Origin of the sequence: Janibacter indicus (assembly GCF_900176385.1) — a bacterium.
Taxonomy (GTDB): domain Bacteria; phylum Actinomycetota; class Actinomycetes; order Actinomycetales; family Dermatophilaceae; genus Janibacter; species Janibacter indicus.
In genome coordinates this window covers 37,627-61,168 of the sequence record NZ_FWXN01000009.1, presented here as the reverse complement: position 1 = coordinate 61,168, position 23,542 = coordinate 37,627, and the positions used below count along the sequence as shown (strand labels likewise).

The 23,542-nt window shown below is 70.7% G+C and carries 21 protein-coding genes; 10 read left to right on the top strand and 11 right to left on the bottom strand.

Features of this window, described 5'->3' with window-relative positions:
• Positions 1–99: 99 nt before the first annotated feature.
• From B9B60_RS11850 to B9B60_RS11830, 5 genes are all read right to left on the bottom strand, one after another.
• Positions 100–804, bottom strand: coding sequence for an ABC transporter ATP-binding protein (locus B9B60_RS11850; protein WP_255494300.1), 705 nt, complete (start codon positions 802–804; stop codon positions 100–102).
• 5 nt (positions 805–809) lie between these two features.
• Entirely contained in the window at positions 810–1,694 is an 885-nt protein-coding gene (locus B9B60_RS11845) for an ABC transporter ATP-binding protein (protein ID WP_084451674.1), read from the bottom strand.
• Entirely contained in the window at positions 1,691–3,358 is a 1,668-nt protein-coding gene (locus B9B60_RS11840) for a branched-chain amino acid ABC transporter permease (protein ID WP_084451672.1), read from the bottom strand. Before B9B60_RS11840 ends, B9B60_RS11845 begins: the two co-directional genes overlap by 4 nt.
• Positions 3,355–4,314 carry a branched-chain amino acid ABC transporter permease gene (locus tag B9B60_RS11835; RefSeq protein WP_084451670.1) on the bottom strand — a complete coding sequence of 320 codons (960 nt, stop codon included), beginning with the start codon at positions 4,312–4,314 and terminating at the stop codon, positions 3,355–3,357. Before B9B60_RS11835 ends, B9B60_RS11840 begins: the two co-directional genes overlap by 4 nt.
• 153 nt (positions 4,315–4,467) lie before the next feature.
• Positions 4,468–5,700, bottom strand: coding sequence for a branched-chain amino acid ABC transporter substrate-binding protein (locus B9B60_RS11830; protein ID WP_072624693.1), 1,233 nt, complete (start codon positions 5,698–5,700; stop codon positions 4,468–4,470).
• A gap of 235 nt (positions 5,701–5,935) precedes the next feature.
• On the opposite strand from B9B60_RS11830, the gene B9B60_RS11825 reads away from it, so the two are divergent.
• The 10 genes from B9B60_RS11825 (at position 5,936) to B9B60_RS11780 (ending at position 15,129) form a co-directional block, all read left to right on the top strand.
• On the top strand, positions 5,936–6,343 hold the full coding sequence (locus B9B60_RS11825; RefSeq protein WP_084451668.1) for a Rieske (2Fe-2S) protein: 408 nt from the start codon (positions 5,936–5,938) through the stop codon (positions 6,341–6,343).
• A gap of 9 nt (positions 6,344–6,352) precedes the next feature.
• On the top strand, positions 6,353–8,299 hold the full coding sequence (uvrC, locus tag B9B60_RS11820) for an excinuclease ABC subunit UvrC (RefSeq protein ID WP_084451666.1): 1,947 nt from the start codon (positions 6,353–6,355) through the stop codon (positions 8,297–8,299).
• Positions 8,296–9,213 (top strand): RNase adapter RapZ, encoded by a 918-nt coding sequence (gene rapZ, locus B9B60_RS11815; RefSeq protein ID WP_084451664.1) that lies wholly within the window; start codon positions 8,296–8,298, stop codon positions 9,211–9,213. The genes uvrC and rapZ overlap by 4 nt, the downstream gene beginning before the upstream one ends.
• A gap of 2 nt (positions 9,214–9,215) precedes the next feature.
• Complete coding sequence (locus B9B60_RS11810) at positions 9,216–10,166, top strand: gluconeogenesis factor YvcK family protein (RefSeq protein WP_084451663.1); 951 nt, start codon at positions 9,216–9,218, stop codon at positions 10,164–10,166.
• A gap of 45 nt (positions 10,167–10,211) precedes the next feature.
• A complete protein-coding gene (gene whiA, locus B9B60_RS11805; RefSeq protein WP_084451662.1) occupies positions 10,212–11,192 on the top strand; it encodes a DNA-binding protein WhiA in 981 nt (326 codons plus the stop codon).
• A gap of 118 nt (positions 11,193–11,310) precedes the next feature.
• Entirely contained in the window at positions 11,311–12,318 is a 1,008-nt protein-coding gene (gene gap / locus B9B60_RS11800) for a type I glyceraldehyde-3-phosphate dehydrogenase (RefSeq protein ID WP_084451661.1), read from the top strand.
• A gap of 44 nt (positions 12,319–12,362) precedes the next feature.
• The gene (locus tag B9B60_RS11795) at positions 12,363–13,574 is read left to right on the top strand and encodes a phosphoglycerate kinase (RefSeq protein ID WP_084451660.1); all 1,212 of its coding nucleotides are present in this window, start codon (positions 12,363–12,365) and stop codon (positions 13,572–13,574) included.
• Position 13,575: 1 nt separating this feature from the next.
• Positions 13,576–14,370, top strand: a complete 795-nt coding sequence (tpiA, locus tag B9B60_RS11790; RefSeq protein WP_084451659.1) for a triose-phosphate isomerase — start codon at positions 13,576–13,578, stop codon at positions 14,368–14,370.
• A 135-nt stretch (positions 14,371–14,505) separates the two neighbouring features.
• Positions 14,506–14,751: a preprotein translocase subunit SecG gene (gene secG / locus B9B60_RS11785; protein ID WP_072624685.1), complete on the top strand. Its 246-nt coding sequence runs from the start codon at positions 14,506–14,508 to the stop codon at positions 14,749–14,751.
• A 27-nt stretch (positions 14,752–14,778) separates the two neighbouring features.
• Positions 14,779–15,129: an RNA polymerase-binding protein RbpA gene (locus B9B60_RS11780; RefSeq protein WP_072624684.1), complete on the top strand. Its 351-nt coding sequence runs from the start codon at positions 14,779–14,781 to the stop codon at positions 15,127–15,129.
• 116 nt (positions 15,130–15,245) lie between these two features.
• Here B9B60_RS11780 and pgl read toward each other — a convergent pair whose 3' ends face one another.
• Genes pgl through tkt form a run of 6 tightly spaced genes read right to left on the bottom strand, consistent with a single transcriptional unit; the run spans position 15,246 to position 23,538 of the window.
• The gene (gene pgl / locus B9B60_RS11775) at positions 15,246–15,974 is read right to left on the bottom strand and encodes a 6-phosphogluconolactonase (protein ID WP_084451658.1); all 729 of its coding nucleotides are present in this window, start codon (positions 15,972–15,974) and stop codon (positions 15,246–15,248) included.
• Positions 15,971–17,092, bottom strand: coding sequence for a glucose-6-phosphate dehydrogenase assembly protein OpcA (gene opcA, locus B9B60_RS11770; protein ID WP_084451656.1), 1,122 nt, complete (start codon positions 17,090–17,092; stop codon positions 15,971–15,973). Before opcA ends, pgl begins: the two co-directional genes overlap by 4 nt.
• Positions 17,089–18,633, bottom strand: a complete 1,545-nt coding sequence (gene zwf, locus B9B60_RS11765; RefSeq protein WP_084451654.1) for a glucose-6-phosphate dehydrogenase — start codon at positions 18,631–18,633, stop codon at positions 17,089–17,091. Before zwf ends, opcA begins: the two co-directional genes overlap by 4 nt.
• Positions 18,630–20,246 carry a glucose-6-phosphate isomerase gene (locus tag B9B60_RS11760; RefSeq protein ID WP_084451652.1) on the bottom strand — a complete coding sequence of 539 codons (1,617 nt, stop codon included), beginning with the start codon at positions 20,244–20,246 and terminating at the stop codon, positions 18,630–18,632. The genes zwf and B9B60_RS11760 overlap by 4 nt, the downstream gene beginning before the upstream one ends.
• Positions 20,243–21,385 (bottom strand): transaldolase, encoded by a 1,143-nt coding sequence (tal, locus tag B9B60_RS11755; protein ID WP_084451650.1) that lies wholly within the window; start codon positions 21,383–21,385, stop codon positions 20,243–20,245. Before tal ends, B9B60_RS11760 begins: the two co-directional genes overlap by 4 nt.
• Positions 21,382–23,538: a transketolase gene (tkt, locus tag B9B60_RS11750; protein ID WP_200811221.1), complete on the bottom strand. Its 2,157-nt coding sequence runs from the start codon at positions 23,536–23,538 to the stop codon at positions 21,382–21,384. The genes tal and tkt overlap by 4 nt, the downstream gene beginning before the upstream one ends.
• Positions 23,539–23,542: the final 4 nt, after the last annotated feature.

Sequence of the window (23,542 nt, the reverse complement as noted above, 5' to 3'; positions counted from 1 at the left end):
GTCCGGCTGCGGCTGAGCGCACCGCACGGTGCCCGCTCCGCACGGCGCGACCCTGCCCGTCCCGGCCGCGATCGACCGGGACGGGCAGGGTGGGACGAGCTAGTCCTCGCCGAGATACGCCTTGCGCACCTCGTCGGAGTGGAGCAGCTCGTGGCCGGTGCCCTGGGTGACGATCTTGCCCACCTCGAGCACATAGCCCTTGGTCGCGAGCTTGAGTGCCGCACGGGCATTTTGCTCGACGAGCAGGATCGTCGTGCCCTGGGACTGCAGGGTCTTCACCGTCGCCATGATCCGCTTCATCATGATCGGCGAGAGACCCATGGAGGGCTCGTCGAGCATGAGGAGCTTGGGACGCGAGAGCATCGCGCGGCCCATGGCGAGCATCTGCTGCTCGCCACCGGAGAACGTGCCGGCCGGCTGGTCCCGACGTTCTCCGAGGATCGGGAAGAGCTCGTAGGCGGCCTGGATGTCCTTGCCCACCTCCTTGTCCCGGCGACCGAAGGCACCCAGACGCAAATTCTCCTCAACGGTCATCCGAGGGAAGATCCGTCGACCCTCGGGGGAGTGGGCCAGGCCCATGCCCACGATCTGGTGCGCGGCGGTGTTGTCGATGCGCTCCCCGCGGAAGAGGATCTCGCCACCGCTCGGCCGGAGCAGCCCGGAGATCGTGCGCAGCGTCGTCGTCTTGCCGGCGCCGTTGGTGCCGATGAGGGTGACGACCTCGCCCTCGTCGACGCTGAATGAGATGCCCTTGACGGCGACGATCTTGCCGTAGGAGACCTCCAGGTCCTTGACCTCGAGCATTGCGCTCATCGGCCCTCCTCCTCGTCCGTGGCCGCGCTGAAGGTCGTCTCGACCTCGAGAGGGGCGACCTCTTCGTCCTCGTCCTCGGCCCCACCGATGTAGGCCTCGATGACCCGTGGGTCTGACTGGACCTCACCGGGGGTGCCCTGGACGAGGACCTCACCCCGCACCAGGCAGAGCACGCGGTCGCAGAGGTTGAAGATGAAGCGCATGTCGTGCTCGATGACGACGACCGCCAGGCCGGAGTCGCGGATCTTGAAGATCAGCTCCATGGCCTGCTCGGTCTCGCGCGGGTTCATGCCGGCGGTCGGCTCGTCGAGCAGCAGCACCTTGGGATCGGTCGCGAGGGCGCGGGCGATCTCGAGGCGGCGCTGGTCGCCGTAGGGCATGTTGCGAGCGAGCAGGTGGGCGCTGCTGCCCAGGCCGACGTACTTGAGCAGCTCGTGCGCCTTCTCGGTCGTCTCCCGCTCCTCGCGACGGAACTTCGGACCCCGGATGATCGAGGTGAAGGCTCCGGACGAGGTGCGGCAGAAGCGCCCGACCATGACGTTCTCGAGGGCGGTCATGTTGCCGAAGAGACGGATGTTCTGGAAGGTACGCGCCATGCCGGCCCGGACCACGGCCCGAGGCTTCGGCGGGATCTGGGTGCCGAAGAGCGAGACCTGACCCTCGGTGGGCTTGTACATGCCCGTGAGGCAGTTGAAGAAGGTCGTCTTGCCGGCGCCGTTGGGGCCGATGAGGCCGACGATCTCGCCCTCGCGGACCTCCATCGACACGTCGCCCACGGCCACGAGACCACCGAAGCGCATGGTGACGTTGCGGGCATCGAGGATGACCCCGGCGTCCCCCTTCGCCGGCGGAGCGGTCGGGGTGTCGGTTGCGGTGCTCACTTGGCTGCCTCCAGCTCGTCGATGACCAGTGTCCCGGCCAGCTCCTCGTCGTCGTCGTGGAACTCCAGCTGTCGACGCTTGTTCGCGATGAGCCCCTCCGGGCGGAACCGCATCATGATGACGAGCACGAGCCCGAACATCAGCAGCCGGTACTCGTCGAGGTCACGCATCTTCTCGGGCAGGAACTTCAGGATCGCCGCGCCGATGAGGACGCCACCGACCGTGCCCATGCCGCCGAGGACGACGGCGGCGAGCAGGAAGGCGGACTCGAGGAAGATGTAGCTGTCCGGTGAGACCGCCTGGTCCATGTGGGCCTTGACCGTGCCGGCCATGCCCGCGAGCGAGGCACCACCGGCGAAGGCGAGCAGCTTGAGCCCGAAGACGTTGACGCCCATGGCCTCGGCGGCCCGCTCGTCCTCACGGATGGCCACCCACCCACGACCGATGCGCGAGTTGTTGAGGTGGGAGAAGACGACGATGACGAAGACGATGAGCGCGATGAGCACGAAGTAGTAGTTGCCCGCCCGCGGGATGTCGATGCCGAAGAACGTGTGCGTGTCGCCGAAGTTGAACCCGAAGAAGTTCAGGTCGGGGATGGCGTTGATGCCGTTGGACCCACGGGTGATCATCGGGCCCGACGTGCCGTCGAGGTTGAACATCGCCAACCGGAAAATCTCACCGAAGGCGAGGGTGACGATGGCGAGGTAGTCGCCCGAGACCCGCAGCGTCGGGGAGCCGATGATCAGGCCGAGGATGCTCGAGACGAGCCCACCGATGATCATGACGACGAGGAAGGGTGGCTTCCAGCCGATCGTCGCGAAGGCCGACATCGACATCGAGGCCCCGACGTAGGCACCGGCACCGAGGAAGGCGATGTAGCCCAGGTCGAGCAGGCCGGCCAGGCCGACGACGATGTTCAGACCCAACGCGGTGGCCGCGAAGATCAGGACATTGCCGGCGATCGTCAGGTTGGCCTCGGAGCCGCCTTGGGTGAAGGGGAAGGCGAGCGCCACGACGAAGGTTGCCAAGGTGAAGACCCGGCGGTGCCGCCCGGTGACCCCGCCGAGCCATGCCCCGAGGTTGGAGCGGGTGATCGTCAGGGTGGCGCCGATGAGGGCCAGGACGAGCAGCAGCAGGACCCACGGCTCAGGACGCTTGAGGGCGTACTGGGCGACGTAGAGGGCGGCACCGAGGAGCAGCGCGATGATGATGATCTCGAGCCAAGCCGGCAGCTCGACGACGGCCGGGTCGAGGACCTTGGTCTCCGCGCGCAGGTAGCCGCCCGCGGTGATGAGGAGCGAGGCGACCAGTGCGACCCAGACCCCTTCGTTGGCATTGATCAGGCCGGAGGTCTCGATGGTGATGGCCAGCAGGGACACGGCGGAGAAGGCGACGCCGGTGATGCCGAGCGTGCGCAGGCCGCGCGCGGGGTCGATGTACTCCGACCAGCTGCTGAGCGGCCCGGCGGCCACGAGCGCGAGCAGGAGCGCCAGGGCGCCCAGGAGCATCGCGTAGACCTGCAGCGTGACCGGCCAGAAGCGGATGGAGATGTCGCCGAAGATGGGCTCGTAGCTCCACGAGAGCAGCCCGGAGACGATGAGCAGGACTGAACCGACGACGGCGAGGATGCCGCCGAGCCGGGGATTGCGAGACAGCGTCGTCATGCGCGGTCCACCACCTTTGCGCCCATGATGCCCTGCGGTCGGAAGACGAGGACGAGGATGAGGATGGAGAAGGCCCAGATGTCCTTCCACGGCGAGCCGCCGGGCAGGTACTGGATGGCCATGGCCTCGAGGACACCGAGGACGAGGCCGCCGACGACGGCGCCCTGGATGTTGCCGATGCCGCCGAGGACGGCGGCGGTGAAGGCCTTGAGGCCGTAGATGAAGCCCATCTTGAAGTTGATGTTGGTCGTCTGCAGGCCGTAGGCGACGCCGGCGATCGCGGCCAGCGCGGCGCCCACGGCGAAGGCCGTGACGATCATCCGGTCGACGTTGATGCCCATGAGGCGAGCGGTGTCGGGATCCTGGGAGACGGCCTGCATCGCGCGGCCCGTGCGGGTGCGGTTGATGTAGTACCAGAGGCCGACGGCGCAGATCGCCAGGCAGGCGATGGTGAAGAGCGCCGGCCGCTGGAGCGTGACCCCGCCGAGGTTGAAGGCCTCACCGGAGATCCCGTCGACCCGGGGGAAGACGACCTTCTGCTTCGCCGACGGGAAGTCGAAGGGGTTGACGTCGGAGACGAAGAGGGTCGGGTCGTTGTAGCCGACCCGGACCAGCTCCTGCAGGAAGACGGAGATGCCGATGGCCGTGATGAGCGGGGCCAGTCGTGGCGCGCTGCGCAGCGGCCGGTAGGCGACGCGTTCCATGACGACGGCCACGGTGACCGAGGCGGCGATGGCCCCGATGAGGATGAGCGGCAGCGTCCACAGGGCGGTGGTGCCCGGGAAGAGGATCAGCGAGGTCGACAGGGCGCCGAAGGCGCCGATCATGAAGATCTCGCCGTGCGCAAAGTTGATGAGCTGGATGATGCCGTAGACGACGGTGTAGCCGACGGCGATGAGTGCGTACAAAGACCCGATGGTCAGACCGTTGACGATCTGCTGGGCGACTTGTTCCACGTGTCCTCCTGGGCGTGGCCGCAGGTCGTGCGGCCACCACGGGGCGTCGAGGGGTGGGCGACGGATGGCGAAGGGGGCTGGCAGGGGTGGGGCGGGGTGCGTCAACACCCCGCCCCACCTGCGGTCAGACCGTGCAGGTCATGACCGCATCGATCACTTGAACTCCTCCGTGAGGACGTCCGTCCACTCGCCGTCCTTGACCTCGTAGGCGGTGAGGACTCGCGTGGTGTTGTCGCCGTACTCGTCGAAGGAGACCTTGCCGGTGACTCCGTCGAACTCGACGTCGGCCATCGCGTCGATCGTCGCCTGACGAGCGTCCTCGACGGTGTCGGCGTCCTTGAGCGAGACCTTCATCGCCTCGATGATGGACTGGCCGGCGTCGTAGGCGTAGGCACCGTAGGCCTCGGCCGGGTCGCTGTAGCCGGCAGCCTCGTAGTCCTCGAGGAACTTCTTGCCGGCGTCCAGGCTCTCCGTGGGAGCGCCGACCGAGGTGGCCAGGTCGCCGTCGGAGCCGTCGCCCGCGAGCTTGATGAACTCGGGCGAGAAGATGCCGTCGCCACCCATGAGCGGCACCTTGAGGCCACCGGCCTTGAGCTGCTGGCTCAGCGGGGCGGCCTGCGGGTACTCACCGCCGTAGTAGACGGCCTTGGGGTCCTTGGCCTTGAGCGAGGAGACGACGGCGTCGTACTTGTCCTCGTCGGGGTTGATCGTCTCGGCGGCGACGACCTTGCCGCCGAGCTTCTTGTACTCCTTGGTGAAGGCGTCGACGAGGCCCTGGCCGTAGGTCTTCTTGTCGTGGACCGTCGCGAGCTCCTTGATGCCGGCCTCGTTGTAGAGGTAGCGAGCGGCGAAGGGGCCCTGGACGGTGTCGGTCGTGCACACGCGGTAGTAGCTGGCGTAGACGCGCTCGGGCGAGTCGTCCGGCTTGGCGCCCCGGGTGAGGGTCGGGTTGGTGTTGGCCGGCGAGACCATGGTGATCTTCGCCTTGTCGAGGATCGGCTGGACCGGGCCGGCCACCGAGCTGTTGAGGGTGCCGACGACACCGATGACCTCGTCGTCCGAGGCCAGCTGGGAGGCGGCGTTCTTGCCGACCTCGGGCTTGCCCTCGTCGTCCTGGGCGACGACCTCGATCTCCCAGTCACCGAGGTCACCGGACTCGTTGGCCTGCTCGGCCGCGAGCTCGACCGAGTGCTGGATGCCGAGACCGAGAGCGGACAGGTCGCCCGAGAGCGGCGAGATGACGCCGATCTTCACGACCTTCTTGTCGCCCCCGCCGTCGCCGTCTCCGGAACCGCCGCTGTCACCGCCGCGGGTCCCGCATGCGGACAGGGCCATGGTGGCGACGAGCATGGTCGCCCCCGTTGAGATGACGGAACGCCTGATCACGTGTCCTCCTGATGAAGAAGTGTGGCCCTGGGGCCGCGGCCGGCGACCTGGGTGTCGCGGGCTGTGGAGGGACAGTAATCCGGTCTGACTATGTTCTGACCCACATTGGGGGCAGCCGTGTCCTGCTCGTTACCTAGTGGTCGTCCAGACGGGTTACCGACGGGTCATGCATGGTGCATGCACAGGTGGCGGTGGGATGATCGGGTTCCGTTCCTCCAACGATCCGAGGCCCGACATGACGACGACGCGACGCACCGCACTGACCATCGCCGCAGCCGGCAGCACCGTGGCCCTCTCGGCCTGCGGCGGGGACGAAGGGGGGAGCGGCGGCAGTGGCGCAGGAGGCTCGGCATCGTCCGGCGACAGCGTGAGCGTCGCGGCCGCCGACGTCCCCGAGGGCGGCGGTCTCGTCGAGGGCCAGGTCGTCGTCACCCAGCCGAGCGCGGGGGAGTTCAAGGCCTTCGATAGCACCTGCCCGCACCAGGGCTGCGCGGTGACCCGGGTGACGACCGAGGCGATCGTCTGCCCCTGCCACGGCAGCGAGTTCGACCTCACCGACGGGTCGGTCCTCAAGGGGCCGGCCACGGAGGGGCTCACCGCCAGGACCGCGACCGTCGACGGCGACCAGATCACCGTCTCGTAGGGTCGGAGGGTGGCAGACCCCTCGACCTACCGCCCCGCTCCCGGGTCGATCCCGACGGACCCCGGCGTCTACCGCTTCCGTGACGAGCACGGGCGGGTCATCTACGTGGGCAAGGCCAAGTCGCTGCGCTCGCGGCTGTCCTCCTACTTCCAGGACATCTCGGCCCTGCACCCGCGCACCTCGCGGATGGTGCGCACCGGGGCCAGCGTCGAGTGGACCGTCGTCGCGACCGAGGTCGAGGCGCTGCAGCTGGAGTACGCGTGGATCAAGGAGTTCGACCCGCGCTTCAACGTCAAGTACCGCGACGACAAGTCCTACCCCTACCTCGCGGTGACCATGGGCGAGGACTACCCGCGCGCCCAGGTGCTGCGTGGGGCCAAGCGCAAGGGGACGCGCTACTTCGGCCCCTACGCCCACGCCTGGGCGATCCGCGAGACCCTCGACCTGCTGTTGCGGGTCTTCCCCGTGCGCACCTGCAGCAAGGGCGTCTTCCGACGGGCCGAGCAGTCCGGCCGCCCCTGCCTGCTCGGCTACATCGACAAGTGCTCCGCCCCCTGCGTCGGCCGGGTGAGCGCCGACGAGCACCGCGCCATCGCCCGGGAGCTGTGCGACTTCCTCGCCGGTGACACGGCCCGCTTCGTGCGCCGGCTGGAGCGGCAGATGAAGGCGGCCGCCGCGGACCTCGACTTCGAGCAGGCCGCCCGTCTGCGCGACGACGTCGCCGCCCTGACCAAGGCACTGGAGAAGTCGGCCGTCGTCCTGCCCGACGGCACCGACGCCGACGTCTTCGCGCTCGCCGACGACGAGCTGGAGGTCGCCATCCAGGTCTTCCACGTGCGCGGTGGCCGCATCCGCGGTCAGCGTGGGTGGGTCGCGGAGAAGGACGCCGAGGACCTGCCCGAGCTCGTCGAGCACCTGCTCCAGCAGGTCTACGGCGGCGAAGGGGGTGAAGGCGTCCCCCGCGAGGTCCTCGTCCCGGTCCTGCCGGCCGACGCCGACGGCGTGGCCGCATGGCTGGGCGAGCGCCGGGGGAGCGCGACCAACCTGCGGGTGCCGCAGCGCGGGGACAAGCGCTCGCTCATGGAGACCGTGGCGCGCAATGCCGAGCAGTCGCTGGCTCGGCACAAGGTCGCCCGAGCGGGTGACCTCACCGCGCGCAGCCAGGCCCTCCAGGAGCTGCAGGAGGCTCTCGGGCTGGACGATGCCCCCCTTCGCATCGAGGGTTACGACATCAGCCACGTGCAGGGCAGCGATGTCGTCGGGTCGATGGTCGTCTTCGAGGACGGACTCGTGCGCAAGCCCGAGTACCGGCGCTTCATCGTCCGCGGTGACGTCGACGGACGCACCGACGACACCGCCGCGATGCACGAGGTGCTCACCCGGCGCTTCCAGCGGCACCTCAAGGACCGCGAGCGCGATGCCACCGACCCCGAGACGGGCGAGGCGCGGCGATTCGCCTACCCGCCCAACCTCGTCGTCGTCGACGGCGGCGCCCCGCAGGTCGCGGCGGCGCAGCAGGTGCTCGACGAGCTGGGCGTCGACGACGTCGCGGTCGTCGGCCTGGCCAAGCGGCTCGAGGAGGTCTGGGTCCCCGGCGACGACCACCCGGTGATCCTCGCCCGCAACAGCGAGGCGCTCTACCTGCTGCAGCGGCTGCGCGACGAGGCCCACCGCTTCGCCAACACCTTCCACCGCGAGCGCCGCAGCAAGTCGATGACCCGCAGCGCGCTCGATGGCATCCCGGGTCTGGGGGAGGCGCGACGCAAGGCCCTGCTGGCACGCTTCGGCTCGGTCAAGCGGGTGCGCGCCGCGACGGCGGACGAGCTTGCGGAGGTCCCCGGGATCGGACCTGCCCTCGCACAGCGAATTGCGGCAGAGTTGGCGGGGAGGACGACCGAGCCCGCCGTCAACCTCACCACGGGCGAGGTCCTCGACGAAGGAGAGCAGCAGTCGTGAGCGAAGCAGCCAGCATCCCACCCCAGGGCCAGGGGCGGGGCGCCCCCGAGGTCGTCGTGGTCACGGGCATGAGCGGTGCCGGGCGGTCGACGGTGGGCAATGTCATGGAGGACCACGGCTGGTACGTCATCGACAACCTGCCGGTCACCCTCCTGCCGGACCTGCTGCGGCTGTCGTCCGAGCGGGCCCAGGACCTCGCCGCCTCCGGGCAGCCGGTCCGGGTCGGCATCGTCCTCGATGTGCGTGCGCAGGGCTTCGACACCCTGACCGCGGCCCTCGCGACGCTGCGCGATCGCGGCTGGCTCACCCACCTGCTCTTCCTCGAGGCGACCAACGAGTCGCTCGTGCGGCGCTTCGAGAGCGTGCGTCGCCCGCACCCGCTCCAGGGCACGGGCCGCCTCCTCGACGCCATCGTCAAGGAACGGGAGGTCCTCGCCGACGTGCGGGCCACCGCCGAGACGGTCGTCGACACCTCGGGCCTCAACGTCCACCAGCTCAGCCGCAAGATCAGCCCGATCTTCCAGGGGGAGACGAGCGAGCGGCTGCGTCTGGCGGTGCTCTCCTTCGGCTTCAAGTACGGCGTGCCGCTGGACGCCGACTTCGTCTTCGACATGCGCTTCCTGCCCAACCCCTACTGGGTCCCGGAGCTGCGGGCGCACACCGGCCGTGAGACCCAAGTCTCGGAGTACGTCCTGTCGCAGCCGGGCGCCATGGAGTTCATCGAGAGCGTCGACGTCCTCCTCGCGCCCGTCATCGCCGGGTACCTCCGCGAAAACCGGCGCTACGTCACGCTCGCCGTCGGGTGCACCGGCGGCAAGCACCGCTCGGTGGCGGTGGCCGAGGCGCTCGCGACGCGGTTGGCGTCCTCCGACGTCGCGACCTTCGTCGTCCACCGCGACCTGGGGCAGGAGTGAGCGTGGCCGACCCCCTGCGCTCCGCCGATGTCGTCGCCCTCGGCGGCGGCCACGGGCTCGCGGCGAGCCTGTCCGCCCTTCGCCTCGTCTGCGAGCGGGTGACGGCCATCGTCACCGTCGCCGACAACGGCGGGTCCTCCGGACGACTGCGCGAGGACTTCGACGTGCTCCCGCCCGGTGACCTGCGGATGGCGCTGACCGCGCTGTGCGACGACGGCGAGTGGGGACAGACGTGGAGCGATGTGCTCCAGCACCGCTTCACCGGCGACGGGGACCTGGCCGGGCACGCCTTGGGCAACCTGCTCATCGTCGCGCTCTGGCAGCTGCACGATGACCCCGTGACAGGCCTCGACCTCGTGGGGCGACTGCTGAGTGCCCGCGGCCGGGTCCTGCCGATGGCGGCGGTGCCCCTGGAGCTCGTCGCCGAGGTCAGCGGTCTGGACGCCACGGACCCCGCCCGGCTGGAGACGGTGCGCGGTCAGGTGGCGATCGCGCGCACCACCGGGCTCGTCGAGTCCATCGCGCTCGTCCCCGACAACCCGCCCGCGCGGCCGGAGTCCGTCGCGGCCGTCGACGCGGCCGACCACATCATCCTCGGGCCCGGGTCGTGGTACACCTCCGTGCTCACCCACCTGCTCGTCCCGCAGCTGCGGGAGGCGCTGGTGCATGCGCGGGCGCGCAAGGTCCTCACCCTCAACCTCGAGATGCACACGGCCGAGACGCGCGGCTTCTCGGCCACCCGGCACATCGAGACCCTGCACGAGACCGCGCCGGACCTCACGGTCGACGCCGTGCTCGCCGACCCGCAGACGATCGACGACCGTGACCGGCTCACCCGGGCGTGCGCGAGCCTGGGTGCGGAGCTCGTCGTCGCCCCCCTGTCCCGTCTCGACCACCCGGGGCAGCACGATGCGCTGCGGCTCGCGGCCGCCTATCGTGACATCCTCTCGTGACCGCGCACCCGTGATCACGACAGGCACACCGGAAGGAACCCACCGATGGCGATGACCGACAAGGTCAAGGACGAGCTGAGCAGGTTCGAGGTGACCAAGACCTGCTGTCGCAAGGCCGAGGTCGCCAGCCTGCTGCGTTTCGCCGGCGGTCTGCACATCGTCAGCCGCAAGATCGTCGTCGAGGCCGAGCTGGACACGGCCCATGCCGCGCGCCGCCTGCGCAAGGACATCGCCGAGCTCTACGGCTACCCGTCGGAGCTGATGGTGCTGGCGGCGGGTGGCCTGCGCAAGGGCAGCCGCTATGTCGTCACCGTGGGCGAGCACGGACCGGCCCTCGCCCGGCAGACCGGCCTCGTCGACGCCGAGGGGCGTCCGGTCCGTGGCCTGCCACCCCGGGTCGTCGGGGGCTCGGTGTGCGACGCCGAGTCCGCCTGGCGCGGAGCCTTCCTCGCCCACGGCTCCCTCACCGAGCCCGGGCGCAGCTCGTCCCTCGAGATCACCTGTCCCGGTCCCGAGGCCGCCCTCGCGCTCGTGGGCGCGGCGCGGCGGCTGGGCATCCCGAGCAAGGCCCGCGAGGTCCGCGGCGTCGACCGGGTCGTCATCCGTGACGGTGACGCGATCTCCGCGATGCTCACCAGGCTCGGCGCCCACGAGGCGGTCATGGCCTGGGAGGAGCGCCGGATGCGTCGGGAGGTGCGGGCCACGGCCAACCGGCTGGCCAACTTCGACGACGCCAACCTACGTCGCTCGGCGCGCGCGGCGGTGGCCGCCGGGGCGCGCGTCCAGCGGGCCATGGAGATCCTCGGCGACGACATCCCCGACCACCTGCGCGAGGCCGGTCAGCTGCGACTGGAGCACACCGGCGCCTCGCTGGAGGAGCTCGGCCAGCGGGCCGACCCCCCGATGACCAAGGACGCCGTGGCCGGGCGGATCCGCCGGCTCCTCGCCATGGCCGACAAGCGCGCCGAGGACGAGGGCATCCCCGGCACCGAGGCGTCGCTGACCTCGGACATGCTCGACGGCTGAGGCCTGGAGCTGACCGGGGGGGGCCACCGACGAGACGATGTGACGCAGGCCATAGGGTGGGTGCTGACCGGGTCGCTCCGGCGACTGCACTCGCACCACTGACGTGGAGGTACCCAGCGTGACAGTTCGAGTTGGCATCAACGGATTCGGCCGGATCGGCCGCAACTTCTTCCGCGCCGCCAAGGCCTCCGGGGCGGACATCGAGGTCGTGGCCTTCAACGACCTGGGTGACGACGCGACCCAAGCCCACCTGCTCGCCTACGACTCGATCCTCGGACGCTACGACGGGAGTGTCTCGGTCGTCGACGGGGGCATCGAGGTCGACGGCACGGTCGTGACCTCGGTGGCCGAGCGGGACCCGGCCGCGCTGCCCTGGGGTGACCTCGGGGTCGACGTCGTCATCGAGTCGACCGGCTTCTTCACCGACGCGACGCAGGCACGCGCGCACATCGAGGGCGGGGCTCGCAAGGTCGTCATCTCGGCCCCGGCCAAGCACGAGGACATCACCATCGTCATGGGGGTCAACGACGGCCTCTACGACCCCGAGCAGCACACGATCATCTCCAATGCCTCGTGCACGACCAACTGCCTGGCGCCGATGGCCAAGGTGCTCAACGACGGGCTGGGCATCGAGCGGGGGCTGATGACGACGATCCACGCCTACACCGCCGACCAGAACCTCCAGGACGGCCCGCACAAGGACCTCCGGCGCGCCCGGGCGGCCGCGCTCAACATCGTCCCGACGTCCACCGGCGCCGCCAAGGCGGTCTCGCTCGTGCTGCCCGAGCTCAAGGGCAAGCTCGACGGCTACGCCCTTCGCGTCCCGACGCCGACCGGCTCGGCGACCGACCTGACCTTCCAGGCCAGCCGGGAGACGTCGGTCGAGGAGGTCAACGAGCTCATGCGCGCGGCGGCCGAGTCCGGACCGCTCGCCGGCAAGCTGGTCTACACGCAGGACCCGATCGTCTCCAAGGACATCGAGACCGACCCGGCCAGCTGCATCTTCGACTCCGGCCTGACCAAGGTCCTCGGCACCCAGGTCAAGGTCGTCGGCTGGTACGACAACGAGTGGGGCTACTCCAACCGCCTCGTGGACCTCGCGGCCCACGTCGGCGGCTCGCTCTGAGACGATGCCCCCACACCACCACCCGCATCGCCCGAAAGGCCACCGTGAAGACCACTGCTGACCTCGGGGACGTGCGCGGCAAGCGCGTCCTCGTCCGATCCGACCTCAACGTGCCGCTCGACGGCGAGACGATCACCGACGACGGGCGCATCCGTGCCTCCCTGCCGACGATCTCCGCCCTGGCGGACGCGGGCGCTCGGGTCGTCGTCTGCGCCCACCTCGGCCGCCCCAAGGGCGCGCCCGACCCGCAGTACTCGCTGGCTCCGGTGGCGTCGCGGCTCGGCGAGCTCCTCGGGGCGCCGGTGGCCTTCGCCACCGACACGGTCGGCGAGTCGGCTCGCGCGGTCGTCGATGGTCTGGCCGACGGTCAGGTCGCCCTCCTCGAAAACCTGCGGTTCAACGCGGGCGAGACGAGCAAGGACGAGGCCGAGCGCGGCGCCTTCGCCGACGAGCTGGCCGCACTGGCCGACGCCTACGTGTCCGACGGCTTCGGCGTGGTCCACCGGGCGCAGGCCTCGGTCTACGACATCGCGACCCGGCTGCCGGCGGCGATGGGCGGTCTGGTGCGGGCCGAGGTCGACGTCCTGCAGCGACTGACCCGCGACCCCGAGCGCCCCTACGCGGTCGTCCTCGGTGGCGCGAAGGTGAGCGACAAGCTCGGGGTGATCGACAACCTCCTCGGCACCGCGGACCGGCTGCTGATCGGTGGCGGCATGGTCTTCACCTTCCTCAAGGCCCAGGGCCACGAGGTCGGCACGAGCCTGCTCGAGCAGGACCAGCTGGCCACGGTGAGCGAGTACCTCGAGCGCGCGCAGCGTGACGGGGTCGAGATCGTGCTGCCGACCGACGTCGTCGCGGCCACCGCCTTCTCCGCCGACGCCGACCACGAGGTCGTCGCGGCCGACGCGATTCCCGCTGACCGGATGGGACTGGACATCGGTCCCGAGTCCGCGCGGCTCTTCGCCGACAAGCTCGCCGACTGCCGCACCGTCTTCTGGAACGGCCCCATGGGGGCCTTCGAGATGGCGCCCTACGCCGCCGGCACCGAGGCCGTGGCCCGGGCGCTGGTCGAGGCGACGAAGGGGGGAGCCCTCACCGTCGTCGGTGGTGGTGACTCCGCTGCCGCGGTGCGTCAGCTCGGCTTCGCCGACGAGGACTTCGGGCACATCTCCACCGGTGGTGGCGCCAGCCTCGAGTACCTCGAGGGCAAGAGCCTGCCGGGCATCGCCGTCTTCGACCAGGCCCAGGAGGGCTGACATGGCCACGTCGCGGACCCCGCTCATGGCGGGCAACTGGAAGATGAACCTTGACCACCTGCAGGGTACGCACCTGGTGCAGAAGCTCGACTGGACCCTGCGGGACGCCAAGCACGACTTCGGCGCCGTCGAGGTCGTCGTGGTCCCTCCCTTCACCGACCTGCGCTCGGTCCAGACGCTCGTCGAGGGTGACCGGCTCGCCCTTCGCTACGGGGCGCAGGACGTCAGCCCGCACGACTCCGGGGCCTACACCGGCGACATCTCCGCGGCCTTCCTCGCGAAGCTCGGCTGCGCCTACGTGGTCGTCGGGCACAGCGAGCGCCGCGACGGTCACGGCGAGACCGACGAGGTCGTGGCGAGCAAGGCGGTCGCCGCCTACCGGCACGGGCTCGTTCCGATCGTCTGCGTCGGCGAAGGCCTCGAGGTGCGTCAGGCCGGCGAGCACGTGGCCCACGTCCTGGCGCAGGTCGAGGGCAGCCTGACCGGCGTCACCGCAGAGCAGGCCGCGACGCTCGTCATCGCCTACGAGCCCGTCTGGGCCATCGGCACGGGCGAGGTCGCCACCCCCGAGGACGCCCAGGAGGTGTGCGCGGCCATCCGCGGCAAGCTCGCCGAACTCTATTCCGCCGAGACCGCTGACCGGGTCCGCATCCTCTACGGCGGCTCGGTGAAGTCGGGCAATGTCGCGAGCATCATGGCCGGCGCGGACGTCGACGGTGCACTCGTCGGAGGTGCTTCGCTCCAGGCCGAGGAGTTCGCCTCGATCTGCCGCTACCAGCAGCACCTCACCGCGTGATCGAGGGGGCCAAGCGCGGGGGACCGCGTGTCGCACACCCCGGCCTGGCCCACCATCCATGTGACAGAGGTATCCTGACCCGGGCGTCAGCCGGTGACGCCGCACCCGAGACCCGACCGACAAGGACCTGATCGCGTGAACGCCGTCCGCATCGGACTGCAGGTGATCCTCGTGATCACCGGCCTGATCCTCACCCTGCTCATCCTCATGCACAAGGGGAAGGGCGGTGGCATGTCCGACATGTTCGGTGGCGGCATGTCCGCGTCGCTGGGCAGCTCGTCCGTCGCCGAGCGCAACCTCACGAGGTTCACGATCGTCATCGGCCTCGTCTGGTTCACGGCCGTCGTCGGCATCGGCCTCATCGACCGCTTCGACGCCTGACGCGTCACGCACCCACAGGAGCTTCGCATGGCAGGTGGAAACGCGATCCGCGGCAGCCGCATCGGCGCCGGTCCCATGGGCGAGGCCGAGCGCGGCGAGGCCGCCCCCCGGACCTTCGTCTCCTACTGGTGCGCCAACGGCCACGAGGTGACGCCCTCCTTCGCCGTCGAGGACGGCGTGGAGATCCCCGAGCAGTGGGAGTGCAAGCGCTGCGGCCTCCCCGCGGGCAAGGACAAGGACAACCCGCCGGCTCCGCCGACCGCCGAGGTCTACAAGACCCATCTGGCCTACGTCAAGGAGCGCCGCTCCGACAGCGAGGGCGAGGCGATCCTCGAGGAGCGCCTCGGCGAGCTGCGCGACCGCGGCCTGATTCGCTGAGCCACGGCCCCGACTCACCCCCGACCGGACAGACCTGAATCCGCATTGCCCTACGGCAATGCGGATTCAGGTCTGTCTGACGTGGCTCCGGTCCGACTGGACAGCAGGTCCGGGCGTCAGGTGAGCTGGGAGGCGGCGGCCTCGTCGACGAGCCACAGCGTGCGCTCGAGCCCGTGGACCTGGGCGGCGCTGCTTTCTGCGGGTGGGGCGCCGCTGACCCCCTTCGCCACGGCCTCGGCCTTGTCCGCACCCGAGACGACGAACCACACCTCGCGCGACCTCGACAGGCAGCCCATCGTGAGCGAGACTCGCGTCGAGGGCGGCTTGGGCGAGTCGTGGACCGCGATGGCCAAGGCGTCGTCGCGCAGCTGCGCCGGGTGACCGGGGAAGAGCGAGGCCACGTGACCGTCGGGCCCGACCCCGAGGAGGACGATGTCCCACGCGCCACCGCCCCAGACCCGCAGCGCCCGCTCGTAGGCGGCTGCCGCCGCTTCGGCTGACTCGGAGTCGTCGGGCCCGGGCACGTGGTGGACCTTCGCCGGGTCGAGCGGGAGCCGGGCGAGGCCGGCATCGGTGTTCTGGGTGTCGTTGCGGTCGACGTCACCCGAGGGCAGGTAGCGCTCGTCGCCCCACCACAGGTGCACGCGCGACCAGTCGACGACGGAGACCGCCGGGTGGTCGGCGAGAGCGGTGACGAGGGCGGAGCCCATGGATCCGCCGGTGAGCGCCACGTGCGCCGTACCGCGCAGGGCCAGGGCCTCCTGCACCGCGGCCAGCAACCGACCCGCGATCATCTGGGCCGTCGTCTCGGCGTCGGGGTGGACCAGGACGAGGGAGTCGGTCACGACGGCTCCTCCTCGAGACGGTCGCGCACCGCGCTCTTGACCGCCTCGGTGCTCCGGTCGGCATCCTCTGGGGATGCCTCGACCATCGCGCTGCGGATCGCCTCGCGCGAGGCCTCGGCGAGCTGCTCCGCGGTGCGGCGGGCATCGCTGGGCGAGGGCACGATGCCGTCCTCGACGGCGTCGGTCATCGTCATCCGGCGGCGGGTCACCTTGGGCAGGCCGCGGGTGAGCGCGTCCTCGTAGACCTCGTCGGGGTCCAGGCGACGCAGCTCGTCGGCCAGGCACTCTGCGTCGGACCGGGGCGCCAGCGCGATCGCACGACGCGGCTGCCCGGCCTGGTCGAGGGTCGCGGTGTCACCGGCGGGGGGACGCACGAGGTCGATGGGGCCGGAGGCGCGCTCCAGCCGCACGCTGACGATGCCGGTACCGGTGCGGGACCTCACGATGGCCACGGGGCACTTCAGGCGGTGCTGGAGCCACCCCGCGAGCAGGTCGGCTGAGGGCGAGTCGGCGCCGCCCACGACGGTCGCCGCGCCGACCTGCTCGAAGGGAGCCCGGTCGAGCGTCGTGGCGAGCAGACCCCGCCACAGCGTGATCCGGCTCCACGCCAGGTCGGTGTCCCCGGGGGCGTAGGTCTTGGCCAGTCGCTTGAGGGTCGCCAAGGTGTTGTCGGCGGCGGCGCAGTCGGTGATCCGTCGCTGGGCCATCGCGCCCACGGGGTCCTGCGAGGCGTTCTTGGGAGCCTCGGTCGGCCACCACGCGACGACGGGTGCGTCGGGGAGCATCAGCGGCGTGACGACGCTGCGCGCGTGCCGGGTCAGCTCGCCGAAGAGCCGCAGGACGACGACCTCGGAGGCGCCGGCATCGCCGCCGACCCGGATCTGCGCGTCGAGCCGTGCCTTGCCGCGGGCATTGGCGAGGATGACGCAGATGATCCGCGCGGGGTGCTGGTGGCTCGCGGAGTTGGCGACCGCCAGGGCCTCCTCGGCGTCGTCCTCGGGGACGACGACCACGAGGGTGAGCACCCGGCTGAGCGCCATCGCGCCGACGTCCTCACGGATCTCGATGAGCCGCTGGCCGATCTTCGAGGTGCTGGCATTGGGCAGGTCGACGATCACGGCATCCTCCAGGTGCGTCCGTCACGCTGCATCATCTCGTCGGCGGCCGCCGGGCCCCAGGTCCCGGCCGGGTACTGCTCGACCGTGGCCCTGCTCCTGGCCCAGAAGCGCTCGATCGGGTCGAGGATCTTCCACGACAGCTCGACCTCCTCGTGGCGCGGGAAGAGCGGGGGGTCGCCGAGCAGGACGTCGAGGATGAGCCGCTCGTAGGCCTCCGGGCTGGACTCGGTGAAGGCGCGCCCGTAGCCGAAGTCCATCGTCACGTCGCGCACCTCCATCTGGTTGCCCGGGACCTTGGCGCCGAAGCGCATCGTGACGCCCTCGTCGGGCTGGACGCGGATGACGACAGCGTTCTGGCCCAGCTCCTCGGTCTCGGTGTCGGTGAAGGGCAGGTGTGGCGCCCGCTTGAAGACCACGGCGATCTCGGTGACGCGACGCCCCAGGCGCTTGCCGGTGCGCAGGTAGAAGGGCACCCCGGCCCATCGACGGGTGTCGACGTCGAGTCGCATCGCGGCATAGGTCTCGGTCGTCGAGTCGGCGGCGACGCCGTCCTCCTGCAGGTAGCCGATGACCTTGTCACCGCCCTGCCAGCCCGCGGCGTACTGCCCGCGGACGGTCGTGGAGGCGAGGTCCTCGGGCACGCGGACCGCTGCGAGCACCTTCTCCTTCTCGGTGCGCAGGGCCGCGGCGTTGAAGCTCGTCGGCTCCTCCATGGCGGTCAGCGCGAGCAGCTGGAGCAGGTGGTTCTGGATGACGTCGCGGGCGGCGCCGATGCCGTCGTAGTAGCCGGCCCGGCCACCGATGCCGATGTCCTCGGCCATGGTGATCTGCACGTGGTCGACGTAGTGGCTGTTCCACACCGGCTCGAACATCTGGTTGGCGAAGCGCAGTGCGAGCAGATTTTGCACCGTCTCCTTGCCCAGGTAGTGGTCGATCCGGAAGATCGAGTCGGGTGGGAAGACCTGCTCGACGATGGTGTTGAGCTCCTGGGCGCTCTCGAGGTCGTGCCCGAAGGGCTTCTCGATGACCACGCGTCGCCACGAGTCGTCGGTCGGTGTTGCCAGACCGGAGCGCTGCAGCTGCTCGCACACCGTGGAGAAGAACCCCGGCGGGATCGACAGGTAGAAGGCGTGGTTGCCGCCCGTGCCGCGGGCCTCGTCGAGCTCGTGCACGGTCTGCGCCAGCAGGTCGAAGGCCGCCGGGTCGTCGAAGGTGCCCGGTACGAAGCGGAAGCCCTCGGACAGGCTGCGCCAGACCTCCTCGCGGAAGGGGGTGCGCGCGTGCTCACGGACGGCGTCGTAGACGACCTTGCCGAAGTCCTGGTCGGCCCAGTCACGTCGGGCGAACCCCACGAGTGAGAAGCCCGGTGGCAGCAGACCACGGTTGGCCAGGTCGTAGATCGCCGGCATGAGCTTCTTGCGGGCGAGGTCGCCCGTCACGCCGAAGAGGACCAGGCTGCACGGCCCGGCGATGCGCGGCAGGCGCTTGTCGCGGGGGTCGCGCAGCGGGTTGCTGTCGGGCGTGACCCGGGCCGGGCTCATGCGCGGCCCCCCGCGAGGGCCCGGGTGACCCGTGCCAGACCCGCGTCGTGGTCGGTGAGGTGCAGGACCAGCACCGGACGACCGTGGTCGGCGAGGACCTGTGCGTCACCCCCGGCCTGGGCCGCGATGAACTCGCCCAGCGTGAAGTCCCGGCCCGGCACGGGCAGGTCCTCCCGCGGGGTGTCGGTGACCTGCAGGTAGACGCCGGTCGCCGGACCACCCTTGTGGTACTGGCCGGTCGAGTGCAGGAACCGCGGCCCCCAGCCGAAGGTCACCGGCCGTCCGACGCGCTCGGCCAGGGCGTCGGCCACCCGCGCGAAGGGGGCGTCGCCCTCCCGGTCGAGGTAGGCCATGACCGCGACGTAGCCGTGCTCGGGGTCGACCTGGGCGAGGAGGGCGGCGACCGCCGCGTCGACGTCGGTCGCGTCACCGAGCCAGTCACCACCGAGGTGGCGCACGCTGACCGGGCCGTCGGCGAAGTCATCGCTCACCTCGTCGCCGCCGGAGCCGGACATCAGGTCCCGGGCCGCCTGCTTGGCGCTCTCGACGTCGGGCTGGTCGAAGGGGTTGATCCCGAGGAGCCGTCCGGCGACGGCCGTGGCGACCTCCCACAGGAGGAACTGCGCGCCGAGGGAGCCCCCGACGTCGACGGTCGACGCCGCGACCGGGGCGCTGTCGTCGCCGTCGTCGGGCACGAGCCGCACGATCGTCGCGTCCGGGGGAGGGGTGCTCCCGCCGGGGCGGGCGAGGACGACCGGCAGCAGCCCGGTGCCGTCCTTGCCGGTGGACTCGGCGATGAGCTGCTCGGCCCAGGCGCCCAGCCCACGAGCCTCGGTGCCGTGGTCGACGAGGTAGAGCTTGTCGCGAAGGGGGGAGGTCCCGCCGATCGCGGACCCCAGCCGCAGTGCGGGGTTGGCCTCGTCGTCCTCGGCGAGCAGGTCGGCGACGGCCTCGGCGTCGTCGAGGAGGGCCTCGATGTCGGCCCCGGCCAGGCCCGAGGGCACGAGACCGAAGGCAGTGAGGGCCGAGTAGCGGCCGCCGACGTCGGGATCGGCGCCCACCACCCGGTAGCCGGCCTCGCGGGCCTGCTCGTCGAGCGGGCTGCCCGGGTCGGTGACGACGACGACCCGGCCGGCCGGGTCGATGCCAGCGTCGGTGAAGGCCTGCTCGAAGACCCGTCGCTGGGAGTCGGTCTCGACCGTGGAGCCGGACTTGCTCGACACGACGACCACGGTGCGCTCGAGCTCGCTGACCGCGGCGCGCACGACGTCGGGGTGGCTGGAGTCGAGGACCACGAGGGGGAGTCCCTCTGTCGCGCAGATGACCTCCGGCGCCAGCGAGGAGCCGCCCATGCCGCAGAGCACGACCCGGTCGACGCCCTGCTCGCGCAGCTCGTCGCGCAGGGCCGAGACCTCTCCGACGAGGTGGCGCGAGGTGCGTCCCAGGCCGACCCACGACAGGCGCTTGCCGGCCTCCTCCTCGGCGGCAGGCCCCCACAGCGTGGCGTCCTGCGCGAAGATGCGGCCCGCGACGCCGTCGGCGACGAGGGACGGGACGTGGGCGGTGACCGCGTCGGCCGCCGCCCCGGCCGCTGCGACGGAGAGGCTGGTCACTTCGAGGTCGCCTTCGCCAGCTCGGCGCTGACCCCGTCGAGCAGCTCGCCCCAGGCCTTCTCGAACTTGTCGACGCCCTCGACCTCGAGCTTGTCGGTGACCTCGGTGTAGCTGATGCCGAGGGCCTCGAGCCGGTCGAGGACTTCCTGGGCCTGCGCGTAGCCACTGGTGATGGTGTCGCCGGTGACCTCACCGTGGTCGATGGTCGCGTCGAGGGTCTTCTCCGGCATCGTGTTGACCGTGTCGGCCGCGACGAGCTCGGTGACGTAGAGCGTGTCGGGGTAGGCCGGGTCCTTGACCCCCGTCGACGCCCACAGCGGACGCTGGCGGCGGCCCCCTTCGGCCTCGAGACGCTGCCACCTAGGCGTGCTGAAGACCTCCTCGTAGGCCTGGTAGGCGAGGCGAGCGTTGGCGACGCCCGCCTGGCCGCGCAGGGCCTTGGCCTCGTCGGTGCCGATCTCGTCGAGCCGTGCGTCGATCTCGGTGTCGACGCGGGAGACGAAGAAGGAGGCCACCGAGTGGATCTTCGAGATGTCCTTGCCGGCGGCCAGGGCCTGCTCGAGGCCCTCGACGAAGGCGTTCATCACCGCGCGGTAGCGCTCGAGGCTGAAGATCAGCGTGACGTTGACGCTGATCCCCTCGGCCAGGGTGCGGGTGATCGCCGGCAGGCCGGCCTCGGTCGCCGGGATCTTGATGTGCACCTGCGGCCGGTCGACCGCCGCGGCGAGCTCCTGGGCGGAGGTGGCGGTGGCCTCGGGGTCGTGGGCCAGTCGCGGGTCGACCTCGAGGGACACCCGGCCGTCGACACCGTCGGTCGCCTCGAAGATCGGGGCGAAGAGGTCGCAGGCCTCGCGCACGTCGTCGGTCGTCAGCGCGAAGACGACCTCGTCGACATCCTTGCCCTCGGCCGCCAAGGCGTTGAGCTGCTCGGTGTAGGCGTCGCCGTCGGCCAGCGCTGCCTGGAAGATCGACGGATTGGTCGTCACGCCGACGATGCCGGTGGTGTCGATGAGCTCCTGGAGGTTGCCCGAGCGCAGCCGCTCACGGCTGAGGTCGTCGAGCCAGACGGAGACCCCGGCCTCGCGCAGCGAGGCGATCGGAGCGGGTGCGGTGGGGAGCTGGTTGGCCATGACGGTCATCCCTTCGCGTTCTTGATGGAGGCCTTGGCCGCCTTGACGACGGCGGCCGGGGTGATGCCGAACTTGTCGTAGAGGGTCGCCGCGTCGGCTGACGCGCCGAAGTGGTCGATGCCGACGATCTCGCCGGCATCACCGACGATCTCGCGCCAGCCGAAGGGAGTCGCGGCCTCGACCGAGACGCGAGCCCGGACGGCGGCCGGCAGGACCTTGTCCTGGTAGGCCTTCGTCTGGGCGTCGAACCACTCGCGGCACGGCATGGAGACCACGCGGGTTCCGATCTTCGCCTTCTCGAGGGTGGTGCGTGCCTGCATCGCGACGGCGACCTCGGTGCCGGTCGCGACGAGGATGACGTCGGGGACGTCGGTGCTCGACTCGGCGAGGACGTAGGCGCCCTTGGCCGCTCCCTTCGCCGAGGCGTACTCGCGGCGGTCGATGGTCGGGGTGCCCTGACGGGAGAGCGCCAGCGCGGCGGTGGAGCGGTTCTTGAGCACCTGGCCCCAGCAGACGCTGACCTCGTTGGCGTCGCCCGGGCGGACGACGTCGAGGCCGGGCATGGCCCGCAGCGCGGCGAGGTGCTCGATCGGCTGGTGGGTCGGGCCGTCCTCGCCGAGGCCGATGCTGTCGTGGGTCCACACGTAGGTGACCGGCAGCTGCTGCAGCGCGGCCAGGCGGACGGCCGGACGCATGTAGTCGGAGAAGACGAGGAAGGTGCCGCCGTAGACGCGGGTCAGGCCCTCGAGGGCGATGCCGTTCATCGCCATGCCCATGCCGTTCTCACGGATGCCGAAGTGGAGCGTGCGGCCGTACTCGTCGCCCTTCCACGTGTCGGTCTGCTTGCTCCTGGGCGTGAAGGAGGGCTGACCGTCCATCGTCGTGTTGTTGGAGCCGGCGAGGTCGGCCGACCCGCCCCACAGCTCGGGCATGACGTCGGCCAGGGCGGTGAGCACCTTGCCCGAGGCGGCGCGAGTGGCCAGACCCTTGTCGGAGGCCTCGAAGGTCGGCAGCGCCTTGTCGAGGCCCGCCGGGACCTTGCCGGCGACGACCCGGTCGAGCAGCTCGGCCCGCTCGGGGTTGGCCTTGCGCCACGCGGCGAAGCTCTTGTCCCACTCCTTGTGGGCCGCCTTGCCGCGCTTCTTGACCTCGCGCGTGTGGTCGAGGACGGCCTTCTCGACGGCGAAGCTCCTCTTCGGGTCGAAGCCGAGGAGCTCCTTGGTCGCGGCCACCTCGTCCTCACCGAGCGCGGAGCCGTGCGAGGCGCCGGTGTCCTGCTTGGTCGGCGCGGGCCAGGCGATGATCGTGTGCAGCACGATGAGCGTCGGGGCCTTGGTGTTCTTCTTCGCCTGCTGGGTCGCGGCGAGCAGGGCGTCGATGTCCTCGACGTAGGCCTTGCCGTCACCGGTCTTGCGCCAGTCGACGTCGATGACCTCCCAGCCGTAGGCCCGGTAGCGCGCACCCACGTCCTCGCTGAAGGCGATGTCGGTGTCGTCCTCGATGGAGATCTGGTTGGCGTCGTAGATGACGTTGAGGTTGCCGAGCTCCTGGTGGCCGGCGAGCGAGCCGGCCTCCGCGGAGACGCCCTCCTGCATGTCGCCGTCGGAGGCGAGGCACCAGATCGTGTGGTCGAAGGGGGAGGTCCCGGCCTTGGTATCGGGGTCGAAGAGCCCGCGCTGGCGGCGCTGCGCCATCGCCATGCCCGTGGCGGAGGCCAGCCCCGACCCGAGGGGGCCGGTGGTGATCTCGACGCCCGCGGTGTGGTGGACCTCAGGGTGGCCCGGGGTGAGGGAGCCCCAGGTGCGCAGGGACTTCAGGTCGCTGAGCTCGAGCCCGTAGCCGGAGAGGAAGAGCTGGACGTACTGCGTCAGCGAGGAGTGCCCGACCGACAGGACGAAGCGGTCGCGGCCCAGCCACGCCGGGTCGGCCGGGTCGTGCGTCATGACCTGCTGGTAGAGCAGGTAGGCGACGGGGGAGAGGCTCATCGCGGTGCCGGGGTGGCCGCTGCCACACTCCTGGACCGCGTCGGCGGCGAGGAGTCGGCCGGTGTCGACGGCGCGGACGTCGAGGTCGGACCACTTCGCCTTCTTCGCCACCGGCAACGGGAGGTCCTTCGACCGGGACGACGTGCCCGCCGGACCGTCGGGGTTGGCCGAGGCCACGGTG

Excerpts from the sequence above, each read along its gene's own strand:
- whiA (WP_084451662.1), top strand. The coding sequence starts at position 10,212 with ATGGCGATGACCGACAAGGTCAAGGACGAGCTGAGCAGGTTCGAGGTG.
- B9B60_RS11840 (WP_084451672.1), bottom strand. The coding sequence starts at position 3,358 with ATGACGACGCTGTCTCGCAATCCCCGGCTCGGCGGCATCCTCGCCGTC.
- zwf (WP_084451654.1), bottom strand. The coding sequence starts at position 18,633 with ATGAGCCCGGCCCGGGTCACGCCCGACAGCAACCCGCTGCGCGACCCC.
- B9B60_RS11825 (WP_084451668.1), top strand. The coding sequence starts at position 5,936 with ATGACGACGACGCGACGCACCGCACTGACCATCGCCGCAGCCGGCAGC.
- B9B60_RS11780 (WP_072624684.1), top strand. The coding sequence starts at position 14,779 with ATGGCAGGTGGAAACGCGATCCGCGGCAGCCGCATCGGCGCCGGTCCC.
- tpiA (WP_084451659.1), top strand. The coding sequence starts at position 13,576 with ATGGCCACGTCGCGGACCCCGCTCATGGCGGGCAACTGGAAGATGAAC.
- tal (WP_084451650.1), bottom strand. The coding sequence starts at position 21,385 with ATGACCGTCATGGCCAACCAGCTCCCCACCGCACCCGCTCCGATCGCC.
- B9B60_RS11850 (WP_255494300.1), bottom strand. The coding sequence starts at position 804 with ATGCTCGAGGTCAAGGACCTGGAGGTCTCCTACGGCAAGATCGTCGCC.